Source organism: Vreelandella rituensis, from assembly GCF_003336665.1.
Lineage (GTDB): Bacteria > Pseudomonadota > Gammaproteobacteria > Pseudomonadales > Halomonadaceae > Vreelandella > Vreelandella rituensis.
Genome location: NZ_QPIJ01000017.1, coordinates 41323 through 61735, shown reverse-complemented (window position 1 = coordinate 61735; position 20413 = coordinate 41323). Strand labels below are relative to the sequence as shown.

Annotated in this window: 15 protein-coding genes and 1 pseudogene; 3 read left to right on the top strand and 13 right to left on the bottom strand. The window is 54.1% G+C overall.

Annotation, left to right across the window (positions count from 1 at the left end; all coding sequences use genetic code 11):
* Positions 1-9: 9 nt before the first annotated feature.
* From DU506_RS09310 to DU506_RS09275, 8 genes are all read right to left on the bottom strand, one after another.
* Positions 10-1194 (bottom strand): hypothetical protein, encoded by a 1185-nt coding sequence (locus DU506_RS09310; protein WP_147273745.1) that lies wholly within the window; start codon positions 1192-1194, stop codon positions 10-12.
* Positions 1191-2429 carry an oligosaccharide flippase family protein gene (locus DU506_RS09305; protein ID WP_181870726.1) on the bottom strand — a complete coding sequence of 413 codons (1239 nt, stop codon included), beginning with the start codon at positions 2427-2429 and terminating at the stop codon, positions 1191-1193. The genes DU506_RS09310 and DU506_RS09305 overlap by 4 nt, the downstream gene beginning before the upstream one ends.
* 68 nt (positions 2430-2497) lie before the next feature.
* A complete protein-coding gene (gene wecB, locus DU506_RS09300; RefSeq protein WP_462965150.1) occupies positions 2498-3634 on the bottom strand; it encodes a non-hydrolyzing UDP-N-acetylglucosamine 2-epimerase in 1137 nt (378 codons plus the stop codon).
* 32 nt (positions 3635-3666) lie between these two features.
* Positions 3667-4452: a hypothetical protein gene (locus DU506_RS09295; protein WP_114486660.1), complete on the bottom strand. Its 786-nt coding sequence runs from the start codon at positions 4450-4452 to the stop codon at positions 3667-3669.
* 184 nt (positions 4453-4636) lie between these two features.
* On the bottom strand, positions 4637-6151 hold the full coding sequence (locus DU506_RS09290; RefSeq protein ID WP_114486659.1) for a TolC family outer membrane protein: 1515 nt from the start codon (positions 6149-6151) through the stop codon (positions 4637-4639).
* Complete coding sequence (locus DU506_RS09285) at positions 6151-7548, bottom strand: HlyD family type I secretion periplasmic adaptor subunit (protein ID WP_114486658.1); 1398 nt, start codon at positions 7546-7548, stop codon at positions 6151-6153. The genes DU506_RS09290 and DU506_RS09285 overlap by 1 nt, the downstream gene beginning before the upstream one ends.
* 8 nt (positions 7549-7556) lie before the next feature.
* Complete coding sequence (locus DU506_RS09280; protein WP_114486657.1) at positions 7557-9308, bottom strand: type I secretion system permease/ATPase; 1752 nt, start codon at positions 9306-9308, stop codon at positions 7557-7559.
* Positions 9309-9559: 251 nt separating this feature from the next.
* Complete coding sequence (locus DU506_RS09275) at positions 9560-9922, bottom strand: O-antigen ligase family protein (protein WP_114486656.1); 363 nt, start codon at positions 9920-9922, stop codon at positions 9560-9562.
* 631 nt (positions 9923-10553) lie between these two features.
* Here DU506_RS09275 and DU506_RS09270 point away from each other — a divergent pair.
* The 3 genes from DU506_RS09270 to DU506_RS09260 are packed head-to-tail and all read left to right on the top strand — an operon-like array spanning position 10554 to position 16014.
* Positions 10554-11339, top strand: a complete 786-nt coding sequence (locus DU506_RS09270) for a hypothetical protein (protein WP_114486655.1) — start codon at positions 10554-10556, stop codon at positions 11337-11339.
* Positions 11336-13699: a hypothetical protein gene (locus DU506_RS09265; protein WP_114486654.1), complete on the top strand. Its 2364-nt coding sequence runs from the start codon at positions 11336-11338 to the stop codon at positions 13697-13699. The genes DU506_RS09270 and DU506_RS09265 overlap by 4 nt, the downstream gene beginning before the upstream one ends.
* Complete coding sequence (locus tag DU506_RS09260; RefSeq protein WP_114486653.1) at positions 13687-16014, top strand: site-specific integrase; 2328 nt, start codon at positions 13687-13689, stop codon at positions 16012-16014. Before DU506_RS09265 ends, DU506_RS09260 begins: the two co-directional genes overlap by 13 nt.
* 447 nt (positions 16015-16461) lie before the next feature.
* On the opposite strand, the pseudogene DU506_RS09255 reads toward DU506_RS09260, so the two are convergent.
* The 5 genes and pseudogenes from DU506_RS09255 to DU506_RS09235 form a co-directional block, all read right to left on the bottom strand.
* Positions 16462-17069 (bottom strand): annotated as a pseudogene (locus DU506_RS09255) (RNA-guided endonuclease InsQ/TnpB family protein); the annotation flags it as partial.
* A 333-nt stretch (positions 17070-17402) separates the two neighbouring features.
* Positions 17403-18452, bottom strand: coding sequence for an IS110 family RNA-guided transposase (locus tag DU506_RS09250; RefSeq protein WP_114486652.1), 1050 nt, complete (start codon positions 18450-18452; stop codon positions 17403-17405).
* Positions 18453-18554: 102 nt separating this feature from the next.
* Positions 18555-18965 (bottom strand): type II toxin-antitoxin system tRNA(fMet)-specific endonuclease VapC, encoded by a 411-nt coding sequence (vapC, locus tag DU506_RS09245; protein WP_114486651.1) that lies wholly within the window; start codon positions 18963-18965, stop codon positions 18555-18557.
* The gene (gene vapB / locus DU506_RS09240) at positions 18965-19195 is read right to left on the bottom strand and encodes a type II toxin-antitoxin system VapB family antitoxin (RefSeq protein ID WP_114486650.1); all 231 of its coding nucleotides are present in this window, start codon (positions 19193-19195) and stop codon (positions 18965-18967) included. Before vapB ends, vapC begins: the two co-directional genes overlap by 1 nt.
* 96 nt (positions 19196-19291) lie before the next feature.
* Positions 19292-20170 (bottom strand): IS200/IS605 family accessory protein TnpB-related protein, encoded by an 879-nt coding sequence (locus DU506_RS09235; RefSeq protein ID WP_235825492.1) that lies wholly within the window; start codon positions 20168-20170, stop codon positions 19292-19294.
* Positions 20171-20413 lie beyond the last annotated feature (243 nt).

Genomic DNA, 20413 nt, shown 5'->3' with positions numbered 1-20413 from the left:
CTATGAAAATTATGCCTGACGCAAAAGAGAACTCTCATTACTTTCATGCTCCATGTGCTTAGCCTTTGACTGATTGATTTCGCGCTTCTTCAAAAAAAACAAGCATAAAAAAACAACCCAATAAAGCCAAAAAGATATCGAAAAAAACTCATGCGTCATCATCTGCACAAAAACCAAATAATATACCGAAAATAACGCCAACAACACATCCTTTTGACTTAATTTCACTAACCAATATACTAAAAGCAACATGCTAATCAATAAACCCAAAACTCCAAATTTTGTCACCAGGTAAACGGGCGCACTCTCAATATAGTAAAAATCTTGGCCATGCATGAAAAAATAAGAATCGATGTAAAAGGGGTTGCCCAGCAGCAAATCGAGTAAACTCTGTTCATTAATGAAAGAAAGCATGTGTTCAAGCATCATGACCCGCGAAGAAACAGTACCAAAAGAGAATGCAACATTACTATAGAAAAACAAGAACCCACCAAGAAGAACGCCTAGTGCAACTATCGCAAGTATTACACGTCGACCACCCCAGGCCACCAAGATTATTGGTATATAAAGCAGCCAGACCCTGTTCAAAGATATAACAATAGCTAGCAAAGCTAACAATATGATTACATTATACCAAGATCCCGATTTCGCCGTGGCCTTGAGCTTGAGAGCGACAATAGAAGCCAATGCTGCCACTGAAGCATATACTTGAGGTGTCGTAGCAAAGGACAGCGCAGCAAATATATCAGGTCGCCCTTTTCCGTAAAGAGGCATCACGTAATGCACCTCTCCTGTAAATTGCGAATAAAACCAGGCACCAATCCCAAAAAGAAAATAAATTGCAGAAGCAAACAAGAAACCATTCAAAAAATAACGCGGATTACCTACAGCACATGACGAGATTACCCAAGTAATAATAAGAAAAAATAACAATAAATAGGAGTCATGCCATACTGTCTCGTAATTAACTAGAGAGGACAAATAGGAAATAACTAATGCAACTAGTAACAAACTAAGGACTACGGCACCATCCCAGCTAAAAACGGGCCTGCTTCTCAACAGCCACGCCCCTGCTAGCGCCAGAAGTACAAAGGCGAGCTTATCTAGCTGAAGGTTTGTAAGCGTATTTGCCAAACTCAAAAATATCAGCGCGACGAGCAACATTCCTTTAATTCGCGAAATTTTTATCATCAAGATATTTTTCCCCCGCGCCGCCGCTTAATCATGAGCCATGCCACATATGACAGCATCACAAAAAACATTGATGCCTCACCGAGCATAATGGCAAACGAGGTACCCACCACCCCAAAACGGGGAATTAAGGTAATCAAGAGCGTCAAGGTGACGAGGACAGCCATCCATACAGCCAAGTTATAAACCTTACCATGACCTGCTGCCAGTAATCCTTGGATTCCCACGATATTGTTCAGCACTCCCCAGAAGAGCCAGCCGAGCAGAATAACAAATACCAATCGACTTTCATCAGGCAATTGAAAATAACGAAAATAAAAATCACCAAAGGCCCAAACCGCACCAAGCATGATAACAAAAGCTATCAAGAGGAGGCTGCCGAGCTTAAGCACAGATCGCACTCCAGCTGCCGCTGATTCAGCAAACTGGGCGCTATTGGCCGGGAAGGCCGCTTGAGAGATCGGCAGCAATGCAGAGGCCAGAACCTTTATTAGCCTATCAGCCCCGGCATATACCCCAGCCAGGAAATCGTCTTTCAATATACCTAACACCAATACCGGCATGTTAGCCATAGCGCTACCTCCCAGACTACTGGACATGACATGCAGCGTGCCACGAAATTCCTCGCGAATATTCACTGTTACTTGACCAAGAGATGTCAGCTTTTCACTACGCAACAGCACGCAAAGAATCGCTAGGGCCAAGACGATATTAGGCCAGCTCTGATGCCACAAGACTGTGGTAATTGAGTCGGCATTGTCGTACAGAAAGTAAATCAGCAGTAAACTGAGAGCTCTGGATACAAATACCAAAAGAGCCACATGGCGAAAACGATCCGTACCGTGGAAAAACCATATAGGAAGGCTTGCAGCAGCAGCTCCATACCCTACCGCAGCAAGTAATTTTTCAAATTCAATGGCCGATACGCTAGCTATCGCCGTGGCCAAAAGAAGCCCCAATACCAAAACCAACGCTTTGACGGCATAGGCATTCCAATAAACGGAACTGATATAAGCACGATTTTCTACTGCGCCGGCGATACGGCGTGTAGCTGTAAATTGATGCCCCATATCGAACAAGACCTGGCAGTACAGGGCAATAGAAAAATAGATCGAGTATTGCCCAAAAGCCTCAATACCAGACCGGTCTATAATCAAATAGCTGACAAGCAATGGCGACAGGTAGCCAAGCCCTTGAATAAAAATCAGGTAGGCGGCGTTTTTTATTACCTTTAACAAGCGAATCACCCTGCGACGTCAATCGGTGCCTTCTTGGCAGCCAAGGCTATACACGACCATGAGCTGGCTTATGAGTTCAACGAAGCATGCCAGGCCACAATAGCTTCTTGAATGCGCTGCCCCGCCTGTCCGTCTCCATACGGATTATAAGCATGGCTCATCCGCTCGTAGGCCTCAGCGTCCGCCAGCAGGCTCGACAAAGAAGAGGTGATTTTCCCCACATCGGTACCCACCATGGTAACAGTACCTGCTTTGACAGCCTCGGGCCTTTCTGTGGTATCGCGCATGACTAGCACGGGTTTCCCCAAGGAAGGCGCTTCTTCCTGAATGCCACCCGAATCGGTCAAAATCAAATAGGAGCGATTCATCAAGTACACAAAGGGAAGGTAATCTACAGGTTCAATTAGATACACATTGTCAATCTCGCCAAGCAGTGACAGGACGGGATCACGCACATTGGGATTGAGATGCACCGGATATACCACTTGAATGTCTTTATGTGCCCGAGCTACCTCCGCAACTGCCTGGCAGATACGTTCGAAACCGGCACCAAAGCTTTCTCGCCGATGCCCAGTCATTAATACCAACTTACGAGCAGGGTCGAGATAGTCGAAAATCTCATCGAATCCGTAACGCTGTGAGTCGGTGCTTTCAAGTCGAGCAGAAATTTCCAGCAAGGCATCTACTACAGTGTTGCCTGTAACATGTACACTTTCTTCTGCCACTCCTTCCCGCAATAGATTTTGGCGGGAATGCTCCGTAGGTGCGAAATGCAGCTCTGCAAGGACTCCTGTAAGCTTGCGATTGGCCTCTTCAGGCCACGGAGAGTAGAGATCACCAGTTCTCAAACCAGCTTCTACATGACCGACAGGGATGCGCTGATAATAGGCTGCCAGCGTTGCCGAGAATGTAGTGGAAGTATCGCCGTGAACCAGCACCAGGTCTGGGCGAACGTTAGACAGTACCGGCTTCATTCCTTCCAGAATTGCGGTAGTGACACCGGTCAGATCTTGCCCTTCTCTCATGATATCGAGATCGAAATCTGGAACAATCTCAAATAGCGACAACACCTGATCAAGCATTTCTCGGTGTTGACCTGTGACGCACACCCACGTCTGGAATCGCTCATCACTCAGCAACCTCTTGACTAAAGGCGCCATCTTGATGGCTTCCGGGCGAGTCCCAAACACGCACAATACCGATATTGACATCTTCTGCTCCATTGAATTGTCAGGTATTACCGAGACTGTTGTAGCCTGACGGTGACGAGGGATACAAAATGAGCCAGCATGGCGCCCAGCGGGGCCAGTAACAGGGTCAGAATCAGGCCCAGCGCTATCACTAGAAGCCGGCTGGCACCACCGGGCTTCACTCCTTGCATTGCCACTTGCGCCACTTCACCATCACGTAGCTGGCCAAGAAGCGTTTCGAGCTCAGCAATACGCTCCTGGTAGCTTGTGATCAAAACGTCTGCATTAGTCGCTCCCGACTCCCGCACACTATCAAGCTGCGCAACGGTCGCTTCAAGCTGGCTGGTAAGGGATTCACGCCGTTGTTGCATCCTTTCATGTTGGTGTTTATCTAGCCGTGTGAGAACTTTTTCGTGTAATTCAGTAATCCAATCTTCATATTGGGAACTAGCCTCCGTATGGAGCACGATCAACATAGAATTATTTGGAATACTTCCCTCGACTTCGAATGGCAATGAAGTCAGGCCATTCGTCTCCTGCAAGCGATGGCTTTCTGCCTCCAGATAGACATTCCTGATACGTGCCATCAATGATTCTGGTGCTTCAAGCCCTTTCGTTTCGCCGTTTGGAGTGACATATTCGGCAATGCTGTACAAACTGGTGAATATATATTTTTGAGGCATCAACAATGCCACGGAAATAGTCAAGGCCGAGCCAAGAATTAAAATCACACTCATGACCTTCCAATGGCGTAGTACTGCTACAACCATGTCCACAAGAGAAATGGCTTCGTCATATCTCCCGCGTTCGGACGAGGATGAATTCTCTATCATAATTAGAGGTCCTTTGTACTTGACACCTATCGCGCAGCATATGCCGGATTACCCACAATGCAAGCGCGCGATAGTACCTTAATTTAAATCGAATGTATTCTTCGTCTTAATGATAGAGCTACAAGAGAATTTCATAACGCTATGCGGCGACAAACTACTTGCGTGGGGAAATTTTTATTTCAATCTAATCTCTTAACGAGCTACCGGGAACGCTGGCCGCCTCGGTGATCGATGCCAGCAATGTCATGACGTTCGTCAAATCTTCGCTTTCCAGGCCCCCCACCGCGGATTGCAATGCCAACAGGTCCAGGGCGTAGTTGCCCATGGTATCCACGTATTGAATGCGCTGGTCATAAAGACTGGCGCGGGCGTCAAGCACATCGACCAGGTCACGCAGGCCGAGCTGTTCGCCGCGCTCGGCGGCTTGCAAGAACAATTCACTGGATTCGATCGATTGGCCCAGGGCATCCAGCTGGCGCACATTGCCATTGAGCGAACGCAGACGCAGGCGGACTTCCTGAGCGGCGAGATTGTGCTGGTGTTCGACCGCCTGTTGCCCGGCTTGTTCACGCAACACGCCTTGGCGCACGCTGGCGGTGGTGTAGCCGCCGCGATAAAGCGGCATGCTGAGCTCCACACTGGCGCGGTAGTCTTCACTTTCGCGCAGCAGGTCGTCGCTCTGGCGGTCGGAATAACTGAGGTTCAGGTTGAGCTCGGGAAAGTAACCCGCGCGGCGGGTACCGGTGTCGGCGCTAGTAACACGCCGTTCTTCTTGCGCCAGTAACACACGCAGGTTCTCCCCGGTGCGTTGCAACCAGTCGTCCTGTTCTCCCCACTCGCGCTGCAGCTCTACCCGCGAAAGTTCGCCCACGGCCAGGCCGCGAAATTCAGGCAAAGTGCCGGTCAGACGTTCAAGTTCGCTCAGGGCGTTATCCAGTTCATTTTCCGCGAGCACCGCATCGGAAATCGCACGGTCCAGGCGTGACTGGGCTTCGAGCAAATTGATACGGTTGCCGATACCCAGGTCATAGGCACGTTGCGCCTGGCGCACTTGCAGCTCGAGGGATTCCTGCTGGGTCTCGAGCAAACCCAGGCGTTGGGCGGCGAGATAGGCTTCGACGTAGGCTTCACTGACCTGCAACGCCAGGTCGCGTTCGACCACCGCCAGCTGCAGCTCCGCAGCGCTGATCTGCGCATCGGCGACGTCCAGCTTGCGCCAGCGTTCCAGGCTGAACAAGGGCTGTTGCAGTTGCACCTGCCACACGGTTTCGTCTATTTCACCGGGGCGTTGAGCGGCCTGATCGAGTCCGAAATCATCCGGTGAGGTCTGAACGTTGGTGGAATCCTGCCACAGGTATGAACCGGAGGCGGATACTTGCGGTAGCAGCTGGGAGCGCGCCATCGGGCGTTCTTCCCGAGTGGCTTCCAGTTCGAAACGCTGGCGGGCGAGTTCGGCATCGTTTTCCAGCGCCAGGGTAAACAGCGCGGGTAACGAAGGCAGTTGCCGAGCGCCGGTAGCACGGTTTTCATCAATGGCGGCAAGTTCGGCCAGGGCTTCATCACCTGCGGGAACGTCGTCCTGCGCCATGCCGGGCGTGGCGGCAAGCATCAGAGCCAGCGCCAAGGCGCCTAGCCGTGCCCATCGCCCGGCAAGCCGGCCTCCTACCTTGGGCGAGGGGGCAATTCTGGTTATCAACATCAATCCTCCTGAATGGCACGGGCCAGCATGTCGGTGATCGGCTTGGCGATGTAGCTTGCAAAGGTACGCTCACCGGTGCGAATCATGACTTCTGCGGGCATGCCGGAAAGGAGTCGCATCTGCTCGGTCATGTCTTTCTGGCCATCGTCGGTCACCCGCACTCGCGCCTTGTAATACTCCTGCCCGGTGGCTTCGTCCTCGAAGCTGTCGGCGCTGATATTGATGATTTCACCGGCAATCTGGTTGGTCAGGCGCTGGTTGAAGGCGGAAAAGCGAATTTCAGCGTGCTGGCCGATGTAAATGTTGTCGATATCCCGGGTGGGCACACGGGTCTCGACCACGAAGCCGTCCTGGCTGGGCACGATATCCATGATCGGGTCACCGGCACGCAGCACGGCTCCGATGGTGTGCACCTGCAGCCCAACGACCGTCCCGGAAACCGGTGCCCTGACCACGGTGCGCTTGACCTGGTCGGTCAGCGAGGTGATGCGTTCTTCGGCTTCGGCGATCTGGGCCTGGGCCTGGCGCAGCTGCTCACCGATCTCGGCCTGGAACTCCTGCTGGCGGATTTCCTTTTGCATCAGGTTTTCGCTGATCTGCGAGCGCAGCTGGGCGATATTGGCACGGTACTCGGCATTGTCGCCTTCATACTGCAGAATCTGACGCTCGAGCTCGCGCATGCGCTGGTTATCGCCCAGGCCTTCGCGATAGAGCGAACGGAAGTCTTCCGCCTCGCTACGCAGGGAGGCAATGCGTTGATTGTTGACACCGATGCGTGATTCCAGCCCTTCGATCTGTTCGCGCATCTGGTTGCTCTGCTCGTCCAGCGAGTTCAGGGTGCTGGCAAGCGATTGACGGCGAGCGACGAACAGGCTCTGTTGCACGGCAAGCACCTGTTGCACACGCGGATCATCGACATCCTGAAGTTCAGCGGGGATTTCCAGGGTCTCGGCGCCCTGCTGCTCTGCCAGCAGGCGCAGCTCCATGGCACGGTTGATCAGGTATTGCGAGCGGGCAATCTCCAACTGGGCGCGCACCTGGGTATCGCTGAGCACCACCAGAGCGTCTCCGGCTTCGACATGGTCGCCGTCCTGCACCATCAGTTCATCGACCAAGCCACCTTCCAGGTGCTGCACGGTGCGCTTGAACGATTCCATCGATACGCTACCTGGGGCGACCACGGCAATCGCCAGAGACGCCGTCGCCGCCCAAGTACCGAAGCCACCGAACGCCACCAGCAAGATGGCGTAGCCTAGCTTGCGGTAGCCTTTGTCGCTGGTGGGCAGACCTTCCACGGTTTCGCCTTCAAGCGTCGCCGGCCCCTTGGGGGTCACGTCGATCTCCTGGCGCGCCGGCATCTTGTCTGAGGTGGGCTTGTCGTTCACGTTGTCACTCATCTGCTCTATCACTCCTCGCCGCTACGGCCACCGGGTATGGCCGAAAGGCGTGTATTGTTCTGCTGACCCACCTGAGCGCGAGGCTTCTTGGCGAACTGAGCCAGGACGTCATCGCGCGGGCCGAACATGCTCACCTGGCCCTCTTTCATTACCAGCAGCTTGTCCATCTTCTTGAGCACACTGGTGCGATGGCTGATGACGAACAGCGTGGTGCCTTCGGCTTTCAAGCCGGCAATCGCCTGGGCCAGGGCACGCTCTCCAGCGTCGTCCAGGTTGGCGTTGGGTTCGTCCAGCACCACCAGTACCGGATTGCCGTAAAGCGCACGTGCCAAGCCGACACGCTGGCGCTGGCCACCGGAAAGCGCGCCGCTGGTCGAGGAAATCACCGTGTCGTAGCCGTTCGGCAGGTCCAGGATCATTTCATGCACCCCAGCTTTCTTGGCCGCTTCGACCACCTTTTGCGGGTCAAGGTTGCCGAATCGGGCGATATTTTCACTGACGCTGCCATCGAACAGTTCGATATCCTGGGGCAGGTAACCAATGTAGGGGCCGATTTCATCGCGGTTGTAATGGGTGATTTCACCGCCATCGAGACGTACATCGCCCACCTGGGCCGGCCAGATACCCAACAAGACGCGCGCCAGGGTGGATTTACCCGCCGCACTGGGGCCGATGATGCCGACGTGCTCACCCTTGGGCACACTGAAATTGATGCCGCGAATGGTGGCCATCCGCGAGCCGGGAGGTGCGGCGGCGACACCTTCCAGCGCCACGTCGCCCTTCGGTGCGGGCAGTGACATATGCTGCTGTTCTTCAGGAATCTGGGTCAGCAATTCATTCAAGCGTTCGTAGGCGCCACGTGCCCCCACGAACCCTTTCCAGCCACCGATCATCTGATCGATAGGCGCCAGAGCGCGCCCCATGAGGATGGAGCCGGCGATCATCATGCCGGGGGTCATCTCACCTCTCAGTACCAAAAAGGCACCCAGCCCCAGAATCAACGACTGGAACATCATGCGCAGTACTTTGGAGGTATTGGTCAGGGCACCCGCCCGGTCACTGGCTTGAGATTGCTTGGCCAGAAATTCGTGGTGGCGCTTGGACCAACGTCCCATGATGCCGGGAAGCATGCCCATGGCGTGGAGCACTTCACTGTTGCGCAGGTTGGAGTTGGCCAGGTTCTGCGCCTGGATGTGCTCGCTATTGGCTTCGGCGAGCAACGTCTTGGTGGATTTTTCATTGGCAATCGCCAAGCCCACCAGAATGACCCCCGCCACGGTGGCAAAAATGCCCAGCCAGGGGTGAAAGAGGAACAACACACCCAGATAGACCGGCACCCAAGGCGCATCGAAAAAGGCGAACAGGCCGTTGCCGGTCAGAAACTGGCGCAGGCTGGTCAGGTCATTCAACGGTTGGGCGCTTGCCGTTCCCTGGGTATGCAGGCTGCGCCGGAACATGGCGCCGTAAAGCCGGGAATTGATGCTGGTATCCAGGCGGTTGCCGATGCGTACCAGCATGCGCGAGCGCACCAGCTCCAACCCGCCCATGACCATGAACAGAAAGATCACCAGAAGGGTGAGCATGATCAATGTATCGACGCTTTGGGAGGAGAGAACGCGATCGTAGACCTGCAGCATGTACATGGGCGGGACGAGCATCAGCAGGTTGACGAACATGCTGAAAAAGCCCACCGAGACGAACGAACCCTTGCAAGCTTTCAGTGCCCGCTGCAGATCCGTTGCTTCCTGTTGCTTTGCCATGGGGTGGTTCACCGTTGAATTGAGAGAACGTCAAGTGAGGAATTTAATCGCGGCAGCATAACAGAAACGCCCCTACAGCGGGTAGGGGCGTTTCCGGGCTGGCACCAGGCAAAAACAGGTGTCAGCTCAACCTTGAACTAAGCATATCGAACCAAGCGCATCTCGCTCAACGGTAGACGGGGAAGTGCGAGCACAAGGCGCCACTGAAACCGCGCGTGGTGGCCGCCAGCCTTGGCGGCGGACAACGTGCATCAAGGGGCCGCCCTGCCCGCCCGGGAATACCGCTGACTGAAACTTCCCCACAGTACCGCCAGCCAAAACGCGAACATCATCACCCCACTGTTATGGGTCAGGAATGCCTGCGATAGCCCGAATTCGATGTAGGCCACTGACAACAACACGCCCGCCACTGCCAGAGAACGCAATTCCAGGTCAGGACTATCAAAGTGGCGGGCAAAGAACTTCATGGGAATCAGGTAGAGCGCCAGTAGAACAATCAACCCGATCACGCCGCGCCTGGCCCAGGCATCAATGATCTCATTGTGCGCATGACCATAACGCGTTACAAAAGGATGAATTACACCTTCATCTTTTTGAATGACTTGATCAGGCAAGATGGCCTTGACAAGAACGTCCCAATCAGTATATTGGCATGAGATAAGCTAAAATAATGACTGTCTGAATGTCATGTCAGACTTTATGTCGCTAACAACGACCATAAAAGAAGAGCACCCTACTCTTCTGTAGCGCAAGGTGACCACCTCGCCTTGCGTTATCTTAAAACTGGCTCCCATTCGTTGGTTTTTCGAGTGTCAGGAGTCCCCCAAGATAAATGTGCCTGTACGATTGAGCACGGCGTTGCCAACTGATTTCTGCCTCTGGCGCACCTGCTCTGTCAATAAGTGCATCTTCTGCGGTGAAATCCATTTCAAAGATGATGCCTGACTCACTCTCTTAGCGAGTCATTCTGAAGCGCGCGGAATCTCCATGCGGCTGGCGTATGCCTGTTCGCAGCCGCTGGGGGTTCAAAGAGCTTTCCCTGCACGCACTCATTCGAAAAAATGAATTGATGCAATACGAGCCCCACGAGCCATACCGGGGGGCTTACGTATGCCGAAGATTCACGCTGGCCCACCTTTTAGGTGCGGACTGATTGCCGATTAAATCTACCCGATCGGCCGGGTTAATTGCATTGCTGTGCCCCTTATGGACATAGCGACCAATCATCCGCAGGAGCTAGTAGCTATGAACATTGACATTCAACCATTGCCCGGCCACCCCTATACGATTAACGCGCGGTTAGTCACGCGCTCGCCACAGGAATTACTAGGCATTTCACCTAAAAAGAACAAGGGGAGCAGTAACGTACATTTGATGCATCCGCCGGTCCTTTTGGTGCAGGACGGCGGCGGAGAGGTTTTGCTGAACCGAGAAACAGTTTTGGCACAGTTAAACTTAAACAAGAAAAAAAGTAAAAAAGGAACCAAGATACCGGAGAGCTTAGTGGCTTGCTTAATTGAAGAGGCAAATGTTAGCGGTGAGATGCGCATGTTGATGGGGTGTCTCTTTGGCCCTCTGCAGCGTTTGTATCATGAGAAAAAAGACGCTTCGGGAAACCTTAACTGGAGAGAAGCCATTGATACTATAAAAGAAAATCCACCGCTTAAATTCTGCATAGAAAAAACACTTTTTAATGGCGAAGAACTGTCTACCCGGCACTACGTGCTATTGCTACGTGGCGCCAATCTTAGCGCAAGCTCGATTGCACGTAAATCAGGCGCTAAAAAAACTAAACGAGACAACAAAAAATCAAAAAAAAGCAACACAAATAACAGCAAAAAAACGTTTAATGAAAAAAACGAAGTTCAATTATTAAAATGTGAAAAACCAATCTCGCCACCGAACGATTCGAGCGAAGTCCTGAAAAGAAAAGAAAATAAAGCTGGCTTAAACAGACCATTAAAAAATATCAAAAAAACTGCTGAGCGGGCTGAAAACCAGCTATCACTTATCGTGGAGTTCGATGAATGATGATCGAAGATCGCCCATATCCGCACGAGATTCGCGAGGTCTGGTGGGCCGCCATTGGCCGATCGGACCTAACTTCTGATGAAAAAAATCATATCATGGACATCGTAATCTATGCTCAACCGCCGTTATCCATTGCGACGCTGACCAAAGCTTCCGCTGTCTATGAAGCGGATATTGACGCATGTGATAACGAAAAATTGATTGATAAACTTAAGAAGTCTTCCGCCATTTCGCATGCATCACCAAAACATATCGGCACTAACTTTCCCATCTTTTACGCACTCACTCATCCCAAACAGCTTAATCAACAATCAAATGCTCTTGCAACACAGTCACGCTTGTTTATGAGTGACTTTTTCAAGGAAGTTGAGCTAACACACCTTATATCACGCGGAAATTTTTATCACCACGTACTGGCCGCGCGTGACATTATAAAATTAGTCATTAACGCCAATTATCCTGAAAAACCACAAGACACTCCATTTGCAAACTATGTGCTAATGGCTGTTAAAAGCGATGCATTATATGCACAGAGAACCCTGCAAGTAAAAGACAAGATGGATGTCTTTACAATGCTGGTTGACGGCGAACTAAGCCCAGGAGAAAAAACACGCGATTATCACGGCGGTGGTCGATCAAGCGAGCCAAAACGTTTAACAAAACATGACCCCTGGCATGATAAACACCTTTCCCGTCTCGCCAAATCGCCGCCACCCCCTCGCCGCCTGATGCGTGAAGCACCTGACATGAGTAACACAACGCTTGATGCCGACCCCGAAGCGCACGCAATGGGGGTCCGTTCTGCCCCGGACAAAAAACGCAAGGACTTGGAAGAAGCCACGGAACACATCACGCTGCAACGTACCACCCCATCAAGCCTGACCCCTCGCGACGACCGCATGCTCACGCGCCGCTTTACGCTCGCCGCGCCAACGACGACGCTCATTGCCAACACTGACATTTCACGGCTGACGCCCGAGCACGTTCATGCAGTGTTGCGCCTCCCGCTGGAGGCGCTAACGCATACCTTTGCGGCCCTTTTGCTCAGCACTGGCATCCCAGCCAGAAGATTGATGCAGCTTGTGGTCAGTGAGCATCTCCAGGCGGTGATAAGCGATCGGCGAGATGAACGCCCACATTGGTGCCCTGACCCTGGGGTGCTGTGTTATCGATTACTCGACGGCCCTTCCGTGCGCCACTCGAATCCAGCGAGCAGCTGGGTTCAGCTGCGCCTGCCCGCCGCTTTCGCAACAGTTCTCAACGAGCACGCGACGTCTCAACCTGCTCAGCGCCCCTTCAGTGGCGCACGTGGCCGTCTTAATCAACTGCTACGGCGCCACTTTAGAAAACACCCTGGCATCCTCCCTACCGCAAACCGACTGAGCGCTACGAGCTGGCTATATCGCCGCCCCCATGCCGTCGATGACGTCGCAGCGACGACACTATCAGGGCAGTTCGGGTTGGCTCTTTCGGCACCGGCTGCCTATCGCCAGCTGCCTCGCGGCGAAATCCAGCAGTTGCTGAATGATACGCTGGAAGACGTCGGTGTTACCGAGCGCGCTGCCGCTGCCCGTTGCGATGCTGGCAGCGCCTGCCTGCCGAATCAAGGCAGTCAGATGGGTTCGGCCGTCGCGCAGCCACCAGACGCTTTTGTCGCCATTTTCGAGGAAATCCGCGATGCCATGCGTACTCCAAAATCGGAAATTTCGCGCTGGTATCATGGCATGCCCTTTCCTCTCCATGCCCTGGTCACACTCTATCAACTCGTTGCCGCCCAGGAGCTGCTGGCATGGCAATTATCGACCGGCGCACGCCCTATTGGCGACAGCAGTGAGAATCGCATGGGCGATAAAATGCAGTGGGTTCACGACAAAAACTCGGCACGCGGAATAGAATCTCGCGTTATTCCGTTACTTAAAGAGACACGCGATAGCCTGCGTTCATTACACCGATGGACCATCTTGCTGACGCACCTCGCGTCGCAAGAGGGCATTGTCATCCACGACCAGCGCACGGCGGTACGCGATACACCCGCATGGCTACACCCTTCCAAGCAAGCTCAGCAGCTCGTGCTACGTGACATGACGTGGTCTGACGTATCGTCACTCGCTCTTCCAGGTTTGCCTGACTGGCCCATCAACGTCGCCCGGCATTCGCTTGCCAGCCGGTTGCGACAGCGCGTTTCGGATGCCGAGGTGGATGCGCTGCTTGGGCATGCACGCCATGGGCGCATGCTGTCATCACCACGTGCCGAGGCTTCGATTGGCGAACAGCCTCGACTGCGACGAGCACTGCAAGCGTGGTTGCGTGAGTGCGGTTATCGACCCCTGAACTGGAGGTGCATGCCATGGCACTACTGAACGCAGCAAGATTGATCGGACAATGGAAAGAGGAAAAGAATTCTCTTGTCCAGCCGTCGCAGATCGACGATACCGCGCATATTTTGCACGCCGCACTCGGAGACATACCGGTCAAGGCCCTTGTGCTGGTGAGCCATGACACCCGCGAGCTGATTGCGGACTTGTTCGAATGGCGTCAAGCGACCGGGCGTGCCATCACGCGTCAGCAGGCTCACAAGCGTGTCAACCGCGTGCTGGCAGCGCTGAACGAAGTGCCGAGCATGCAGGCTATCTTGATACCCGAGCCGGTCCCCGTCCATCGGCCAACGGCTCACCCCCCTACCCCTCGCACCTTTTTATTGTATGAACAAATGGTGACGCTGGAACGTCACCTGCTTTCGTGGTGCCGCAGAGATAGAGGAGAAGATGCGTGGCTTTTGGTACTGGCACTCCGCCTTATGACGAGGCTGGGCATGAGCGAGACCGTGGTGCTGGGTAGCTTGGCCGCGCTGACGCATCAGCACGTTGACGGACGGCACTGGGACATTCCCGCCTCACCCGACGCCAAGTGGCCTCATGATGGCCATTACCGCCTCACCCTTCCCGACGATCTCTGGGTGCCCATGCGAGCGATTATCAGCCGGGCGAAGGCGTGGGATAGAACGGCGTGGCTATTGGCCCCCAGTGCGGAGGCCGAGGCACGCGACCATACGCAACGCCGACAGCAGTTACGCACGCAGTTAAAGGTGACCTCTCAGCGTTGCCTCAAGGCGTTGCAACACTGCCCGGATAGTGAGCAATGGCACTCACTGCGCAGCTGGTCATCTCTGGTCTCGGCCAGCCGGTATGTCACCGTCATGCGAGGCGTCCCGCCGTTATGGGCCACCTTGCTCCGGCAATATCCGCTCCCCACCTGCACGCCGGTTCCGCTGCTGGCCGACAGCGATACCGCCCACCGGTATGCACCCGGGGAGAGCCAAGGCAGGCTGCCGACTCGGGAGGCTGTCCGCAACAAGACCCCGGCTCCTCTACCAGATATCGGACAGCAGACGCGACCGGCGGGGGTTTCCGTCATCACCACGACAGATTTTCCGCCAGACTGGCAACGACGGGTCAAGAACCTGCTGCAGCAGTTCCTGGCAGAAGCTGCCCGGCTGTCCCCTAAGAAAGTGACGGCCAAAAAATATGAAGAGCCCATGCGGAAGCTGTTGGTGCGCTATGAGAAGCGACTCGACAGGCTAATCGGTCATAGCGGGCATTATCTTGGCTGGGTGTTGCAGTTTCTTTATCATCAGCTGCGCACCGAAGGTAATAAGCTAAGCACGGCACGCACACAGCTCTCCCGGCTGACACCTCTGACAATGCTAATGCACGAGGCAGTGCTTGACCTGCATGACTGGGACGATGAGGTGGTAATGGAGTTACAGATCGACGCCCAGTCAGGCTCGCAGTGGTCAGCGACCACACTGGAAAGGTTCAAGGCCAGTTTTCGACAATTCATGCGATTCTGCCAACGCCATGGCATGCTGGAGGAGGTCACACTTCCACAACCAAATGCAGGGTCTCTTGCCCCCAGCGTGCTGCGCACGCGGATACTGTCACCGGATCATATGCAGATGGTGTGGGAAACACTTACCCGCCAGGTGCCTAGCGGAGATCCACGCCAGATGATGGGCCTGGTGATTGCCTTGGGGTTCTATGCAGGCCTTCGTGCCTCGGAAGTGGAATCTTTAACGCTCAATTCGGTGATATTCGGTGCTGCCGATGAGCAAGGTCACCGTACCTGCTGGGTCGAGATTCTGGGCGGCAAGACCGCAGCGGCTAGACGGCGTATCGCGCTCCATGTCATGGCCCCAGCCGCGGTAGTTGTATGTTTACATGAGTGGGTGGAGGAGCGACTCACTGAGTGCTCCAAATGGTCACTGGCTGAGGTTGCCCTGTTCGGTCCACGGCACTCGCCGCAGACCTTCACTCGGGCATCGCTGATCACGCCCGTCATCGAGTGGATGCGTTATCTGCTGGGAGACGACATCGATTTTCATGGCCTGCGCCACGCCGCCGTGTCATGGACGTTGCTGAGGCTGCATGCCGCGCAGCATCCAAGCTTTCGAGATACATTACAGCATCGTCATCACTGGATGTTTCAGCCACAGACGCTGCAGATGACCTTGTCACATTTCTGTGGCGCCGAAGCGCATGACACGCTAGCGAGAGGCACCCTGCTCTTGCAAGTAGCAAAATGGATAGGCCATCGCGAGCCTGGCACGCTGCTGGAGAACTATGCCCACACGCTGGGGCTTATTCACAGCGACATCTTGGCGCCGAAGGCTAAATAGCCGTGCGGCCTTTATCTCACTGGCCACTATTGTGATGCTGGCCACACCTTGATCGGTATGGGTACCCTGCGGTTTTTTGGGTGGAAGGAAGCTTGGAGTAGATCAAGCATCCTCCTGTGTCAGCACGGAAAACAGACTAGGGTTGTATACTTGGGTTTTGACATTCTTGACATCCTCCCCCACCTTCAGCGCTAGCGTGCTTGTGGAAGGGAATTCCTTGATCGTTACCTCCCAGGTTCCTGTTTCGTTGTCCGTCGCCTCAATGCTTTGGCATTGCCGGTCTTACACAAACTCCACAGGCGTAACTTCCCGAGTGCCCCACGGTACTCTTCAACTTTCGGCACCGGCTACCAGCGCGGTCAGGGCTATCGCAGTTGGCAGATGGGTGCTCGAATCTATTGTTCAGACTATTGCCAAGCACTTGATGTCTGGTATGAAGCCAAGACCTTAGAAAGCAATTATTTCTAACTGCGATAGCCCTGCCAGCGCGGTGCCGGCTTGTAGGATGTTGCGGGCGGCATTTACGTCGCGGTCGATGCCTTGGGTGCCACAATCCGGGCAGTCCCAGGTGCGAACATTGAGCGACAGGGATTCCAGTACAAACCCGCAGCCATGGCAGCGCTTGCTGCTGGGGGTACCAACGGTCGATCTGGACGAACTGGCGCCCCGCCCATGCGGCCTTGTAGTCGAGCTGGCGCACCAGATCCCCCCCAGCCCACATCGCTGATGGCTTTCGCCAAATACCGGTTCTTGACCATGTTTTTCACCGCGAGGCTTTCAGCACAGATCACTTGGTTCTCGTTGACGATCTGCCGGGTGAGTTTATGAAGGTGGTCAAGCCGGACATCGGCAATTTTCGCATGGCGCTTGGCCACTTTCTGCTTGGCTTTCGCCCGATTGTTCGAGCCTTTTTGCTTACGCGCCGTATGGCGGGGGTTATTGACCCGCTTTCCGTCACTGGTCACGAACAGGTCTTTCAGCCCGAGATCAATACCCACCATCTTGGGCGTGATGGGCAGTGATTCGGCGTCCACTTTGCACAGGCAGCTAATGAATGGAGGCTTGCGTAAATCCGACCACGCGCCGGTTGCTGCCTAAGAAGTTGGAAGCCTCGCCCAACGGGCGTATAGGGACTCCTCCCCGGTTGCAAGCCCCGATGTTTGAAAAACGTAAGCCGATGCGTGCGTATAGTCGGTCTCTTGTTGGGGTAGCTAACCCCTGACCCTAATGAACGTCGCGCACCTTCTCTCCTCAACGGGGAGGCGGCTTCTTTCAGCCCACGCCCGCAACAGGTTTTGAGAAGGTCGGTCTGACCTGTTTTTCATCTTTCAGTGCTCGGCAACACGGTGACGGCCCAATTACCTCGCTAACGTGGCGGGGACGGCGGTTTATATCGCCATCACGTCATGGACCGTATGAAAATCGTTACGGTAAGGCGTTTTCCGGCAAAGCATCGCCCACGCAATGCGTACGTTTTTGTTGGCCAAGGCAACGGCCGCCCTGTTTTTGCCAACACGACTGACTAATGCACGTAACCACTGGCTTCTGGCATCTTGTTTATCGCCTACGACACGAATGGCGGCATGTGCACCTCGTATGAGGGCGCATTTGAGTGATACCTGCCCCGTACGCCCGATGCCTCGCATATTGGCAGAGCCGCCGCTGCTATATTGTTTCGGCGTCAGGCCGATATAAGCCGATGCCTGGCGCCCGTTCTGGAAAGCTCGACCGTCACCCAACGCACTGTAAAGTTGCGTCGCTGATACCACCCCGACACCTTCAATCGCCATCAGTTGACGGCAAGGCGCAAACGCGCGACTTACTTGCTCTACTCGCTGGTCAAGGCTCTGAAGCCGTTCGTTGAGTCGATCCAATTCTTCCATCTGGTCAGCAAGCAAGTCGCGCATCACCATGGTCAGTTCGTTTTCCGCATCTTCCAGCGCTCGCCAGACACACTGCGTCAGTGATTTTTGCCCGCAACCGCTGATCATGCCGTACTCCTGCAATAAGCCATGTACCTGGTTGATCAGTTGAGTACGCTGCTTGATATAGCGATCACGAATGCGATGCAGGCTCTGGATATCTTGCTGCTCTATTCCTTTAGCAGGCACAAAACGCATGTTGGGTCGTAGGCCTGCTTCGACAATGGCCAGCGCATCGTTAGCATCCGTTTTGTGGCCTTTGCGAAAAGGCGTGACGAACTGAGGTGAAATCAGACCGACGTCGTGTCCTATCGCCTTTATCTGTCGTGCCCAATAGTGCGACCCGCCGCAAGCCTCCATAAACACACGACAACGTGGTTGCTGACGGATGAAATCGAGCAGCTCATGTCGTTTTAGCGCCTTATTGACATGCACATGTTGGTTACGTGTGTCGATGATGCACACTTGAAAAACTCGCTTTGCCAAATCAATTCCAATCGCCGTATGCTGATTCATGACTCTTCCCCTTTTTCATTGATAGGCGTGTATTCACCATCAATGTAGCTCGTTGAAGCTTCAGGAGGGGAGGAGTCCCTTTCATTGGGGAGCAGCAGTCACTTACTGATCTGGACTTACCCAATCTTCTACTCGTAAACCAGGAACCCGTTTGAACTCACGCAGGTTGTTTGTAACCAAAATCAGCCCTTGTGAACGGGCATGCCCCGCTATCATCTGGTCATACGCGCCAATAGGCTTACCTGCTTTAGCTTGCTCTGCCCGAAGCTGTCCAGTGTGCGTCGCAGCAGCATCGTCGTAATTCATCACTTCTAACCGAGCAGCAAACCCCTCTATGTCGGCTAGGTTCCGCTCGGGAAAACCAGATTTTTCGGCACCATAGATCAACTCCATTAATGTCACAGAGCTAATGCACATCTGCCCATGGTGCTGCTTGAACGCATCCCGAACCTCTTGCGGGCGATTCTTGATTGTGAAGATACAAATGTTGGTGTCGAGCATGTACTTCAGCATCAAAGCGCCTCTCGCTCTTGAGCGGTGGGCTGTTCCCTCATTGGCATGAAGTCTGCCGTAACGCCTTCGCCATCAAACCAGCTATCCCATGCCTCGCCTGCGGGTGTAATAATACGTACGCGACCAATAGCTACAATATCAACGCGCTTAACGCCATCTGGCAAGGCAAGCGCCTTGGGGAGCCGCACTGCCTGGCTACGATTGCTCTTAAATACAGCACCTTGCTCCATTTTTGATCTCCACTGTATATCTTGAAGGTATATCCCATAGTAATTTAAACGAGGGATATGTCAACGGTATATTCCTTGAACCCTCCGCCGATTCATTCACAGAATAGAATCGCGGATTCTAATCCCTCTCACCCACCCTGTTGCCAGAGCATTGGAGAGGGTTACCAGGATTCTCGGTGCGTGGGTCGACGTCTGCGACCTCACACGGGCGGTCTGCTTGCGCTGACCGCCCTGGAAGTAGACATGGCCGCGAGCGGCCATGTTATAGGCGGCATTAAGATCGGCGTGATACCGTTTGCTGCTTGAAAACATGCATTGACTGTAATTGGCAACGTCTCGTTTCACTGGCCCCGAGCCATCAAACGCTTGCCGCGACGTGCCACGCGCATACACGTGCACACGTTTTAAGCCGACTTCTTCTGCCTTGCTGTCGATACGATTAACCAGTTGGCGGTGAAACCAGCGGTGAAAGCGCGCTTTCATCGGCGTGCGCTTTTTGCCTGCTTTCGGGCGCCAGCCTTTGAGGTCTTCGACGGCCATGGCTTGGCAGTCATGATTGAGCGCCAGGTTCACCAGCTGCCGACTGATCTGATGGGCTTGGTTATCAGCCAGGTGAGTTAAACGCTGGTGATCCCGACGGCAAAAGCCCACCGGCAAACGGCATCCGTGGCGGGCGTGTCTGCGCGCAGCGCGACGGATGCGTTGCATGAGCCGATACTCACGGTCTTTATCCGTGCGCGAGATAAACCCGCGTGCATGGACAGTGCCTTGAGCATCGACCACGGCCCAGGTGGCCGCCGTGTTGATACCGACATCGACCGCCAGCACCCGATTAGGCGTGCCTTTGGTGGGCGTCGGTGGGTTGAACTGTTCGGGTAACGAGAGCTGCCAGTGGCGACCGTTATAGGTCAGCAGGGGTGATTTCGCTTGGCCCTTGCCGCGAAAGCGGTATTGGCCCTTGAGCTGAAATCCCATCCAGATCCAGTCGTTCTGCCAACGCACCTTAATGAAGGCATGCGTGGCCCCAGCGTTCACTTCAGTCGGGCGATGCTTTACGCGCAGAGTGGTAATGAAATGAAGGCAAGGACTTTGCAGGCGCTCCGTGCTTTACAAGCCCAAAATGCCCTGATACCTTTCCAGCTGTCGAGTCAAATTACTCGACAGGGTTTTGGCGACCCAAACAACTCTAGGCGTGTAAGCGCTACTACCATGGTTAGT

Coding starts and splice junctions, on each gene's coding strand:
- DU506_RS09295 (WP_114486660.1), bottom strand. CDS start 4,452: ATGATAGAGAATTCATCCTCGTCCGAACGCGGGAGATATGACGAAGCC.
- DU506_RS09290 (WP_114486659.1), bottom strand. CDS start 6,151: ATGTTGATAACCAGAATTGCCCCCTCGCCCAAGGTAGGAGGCCGGCTT.
- DU506_RS09285 (WP_114486658.1), bottom strand. CDS start 7,548: ATGAGTGACAACGTGAACGACAAGCCCACCTCAGACAAGATGCCGGCG.
- DU506_RS09280 (WP_114486657.1), bottom strand. CDS start 9,308: ATGGCAAAGCAACAGGAAGCAACGGATCTGCAGCGGGCACTGAAAGCT.
- DU506_RS09270 (WP_114486655.1), top strand. CDS start 10,554: ATGAACATTGACATTCAACCATTGCCCGGCCACCCCTATACGATTAAC.
- DU506_RS09265 (WP_114486654.1), top strand. CDS start 11,336: ATGATGATCGAAGATCGCCCATATCCGCACGAGATTCGCGAGGTCTGG.
- DU506_RS09260 (WP_114486653.1), top strand. CDS start 13,687: ATGGCACTACTGAACGCAGCAAGATTGATCGGACAATGGAAAGAGGAA.
- DU506_RS09250 (WP_114486652.1), bottom strand. CDS start 18,452: ATGAATCAGCATACGGCGATTGGAATTGATTTGGCAAAGCGAGTTTTT.
- vapC (WP_114486651.1), bottom strand. CDS start 18,965: ATGCTGAAGTACATGCTCGACACCAACATTTGTATCTTCACAATCAAG.
- vapB (WP_114486650.1), bottom strand. CDS start 19,195: ATGGAGCAAGGTGCTGTATTTAAGAGCAATCGTAGCCAGGCAGTGCGG.
- DU506_RS09235 (WP_235825492.1), bottom strand. CDS start 20,170: ATGGGATTTCAGCTCAAGGGCCAATACCGCTTTCGCGGCAAGGGCCAA.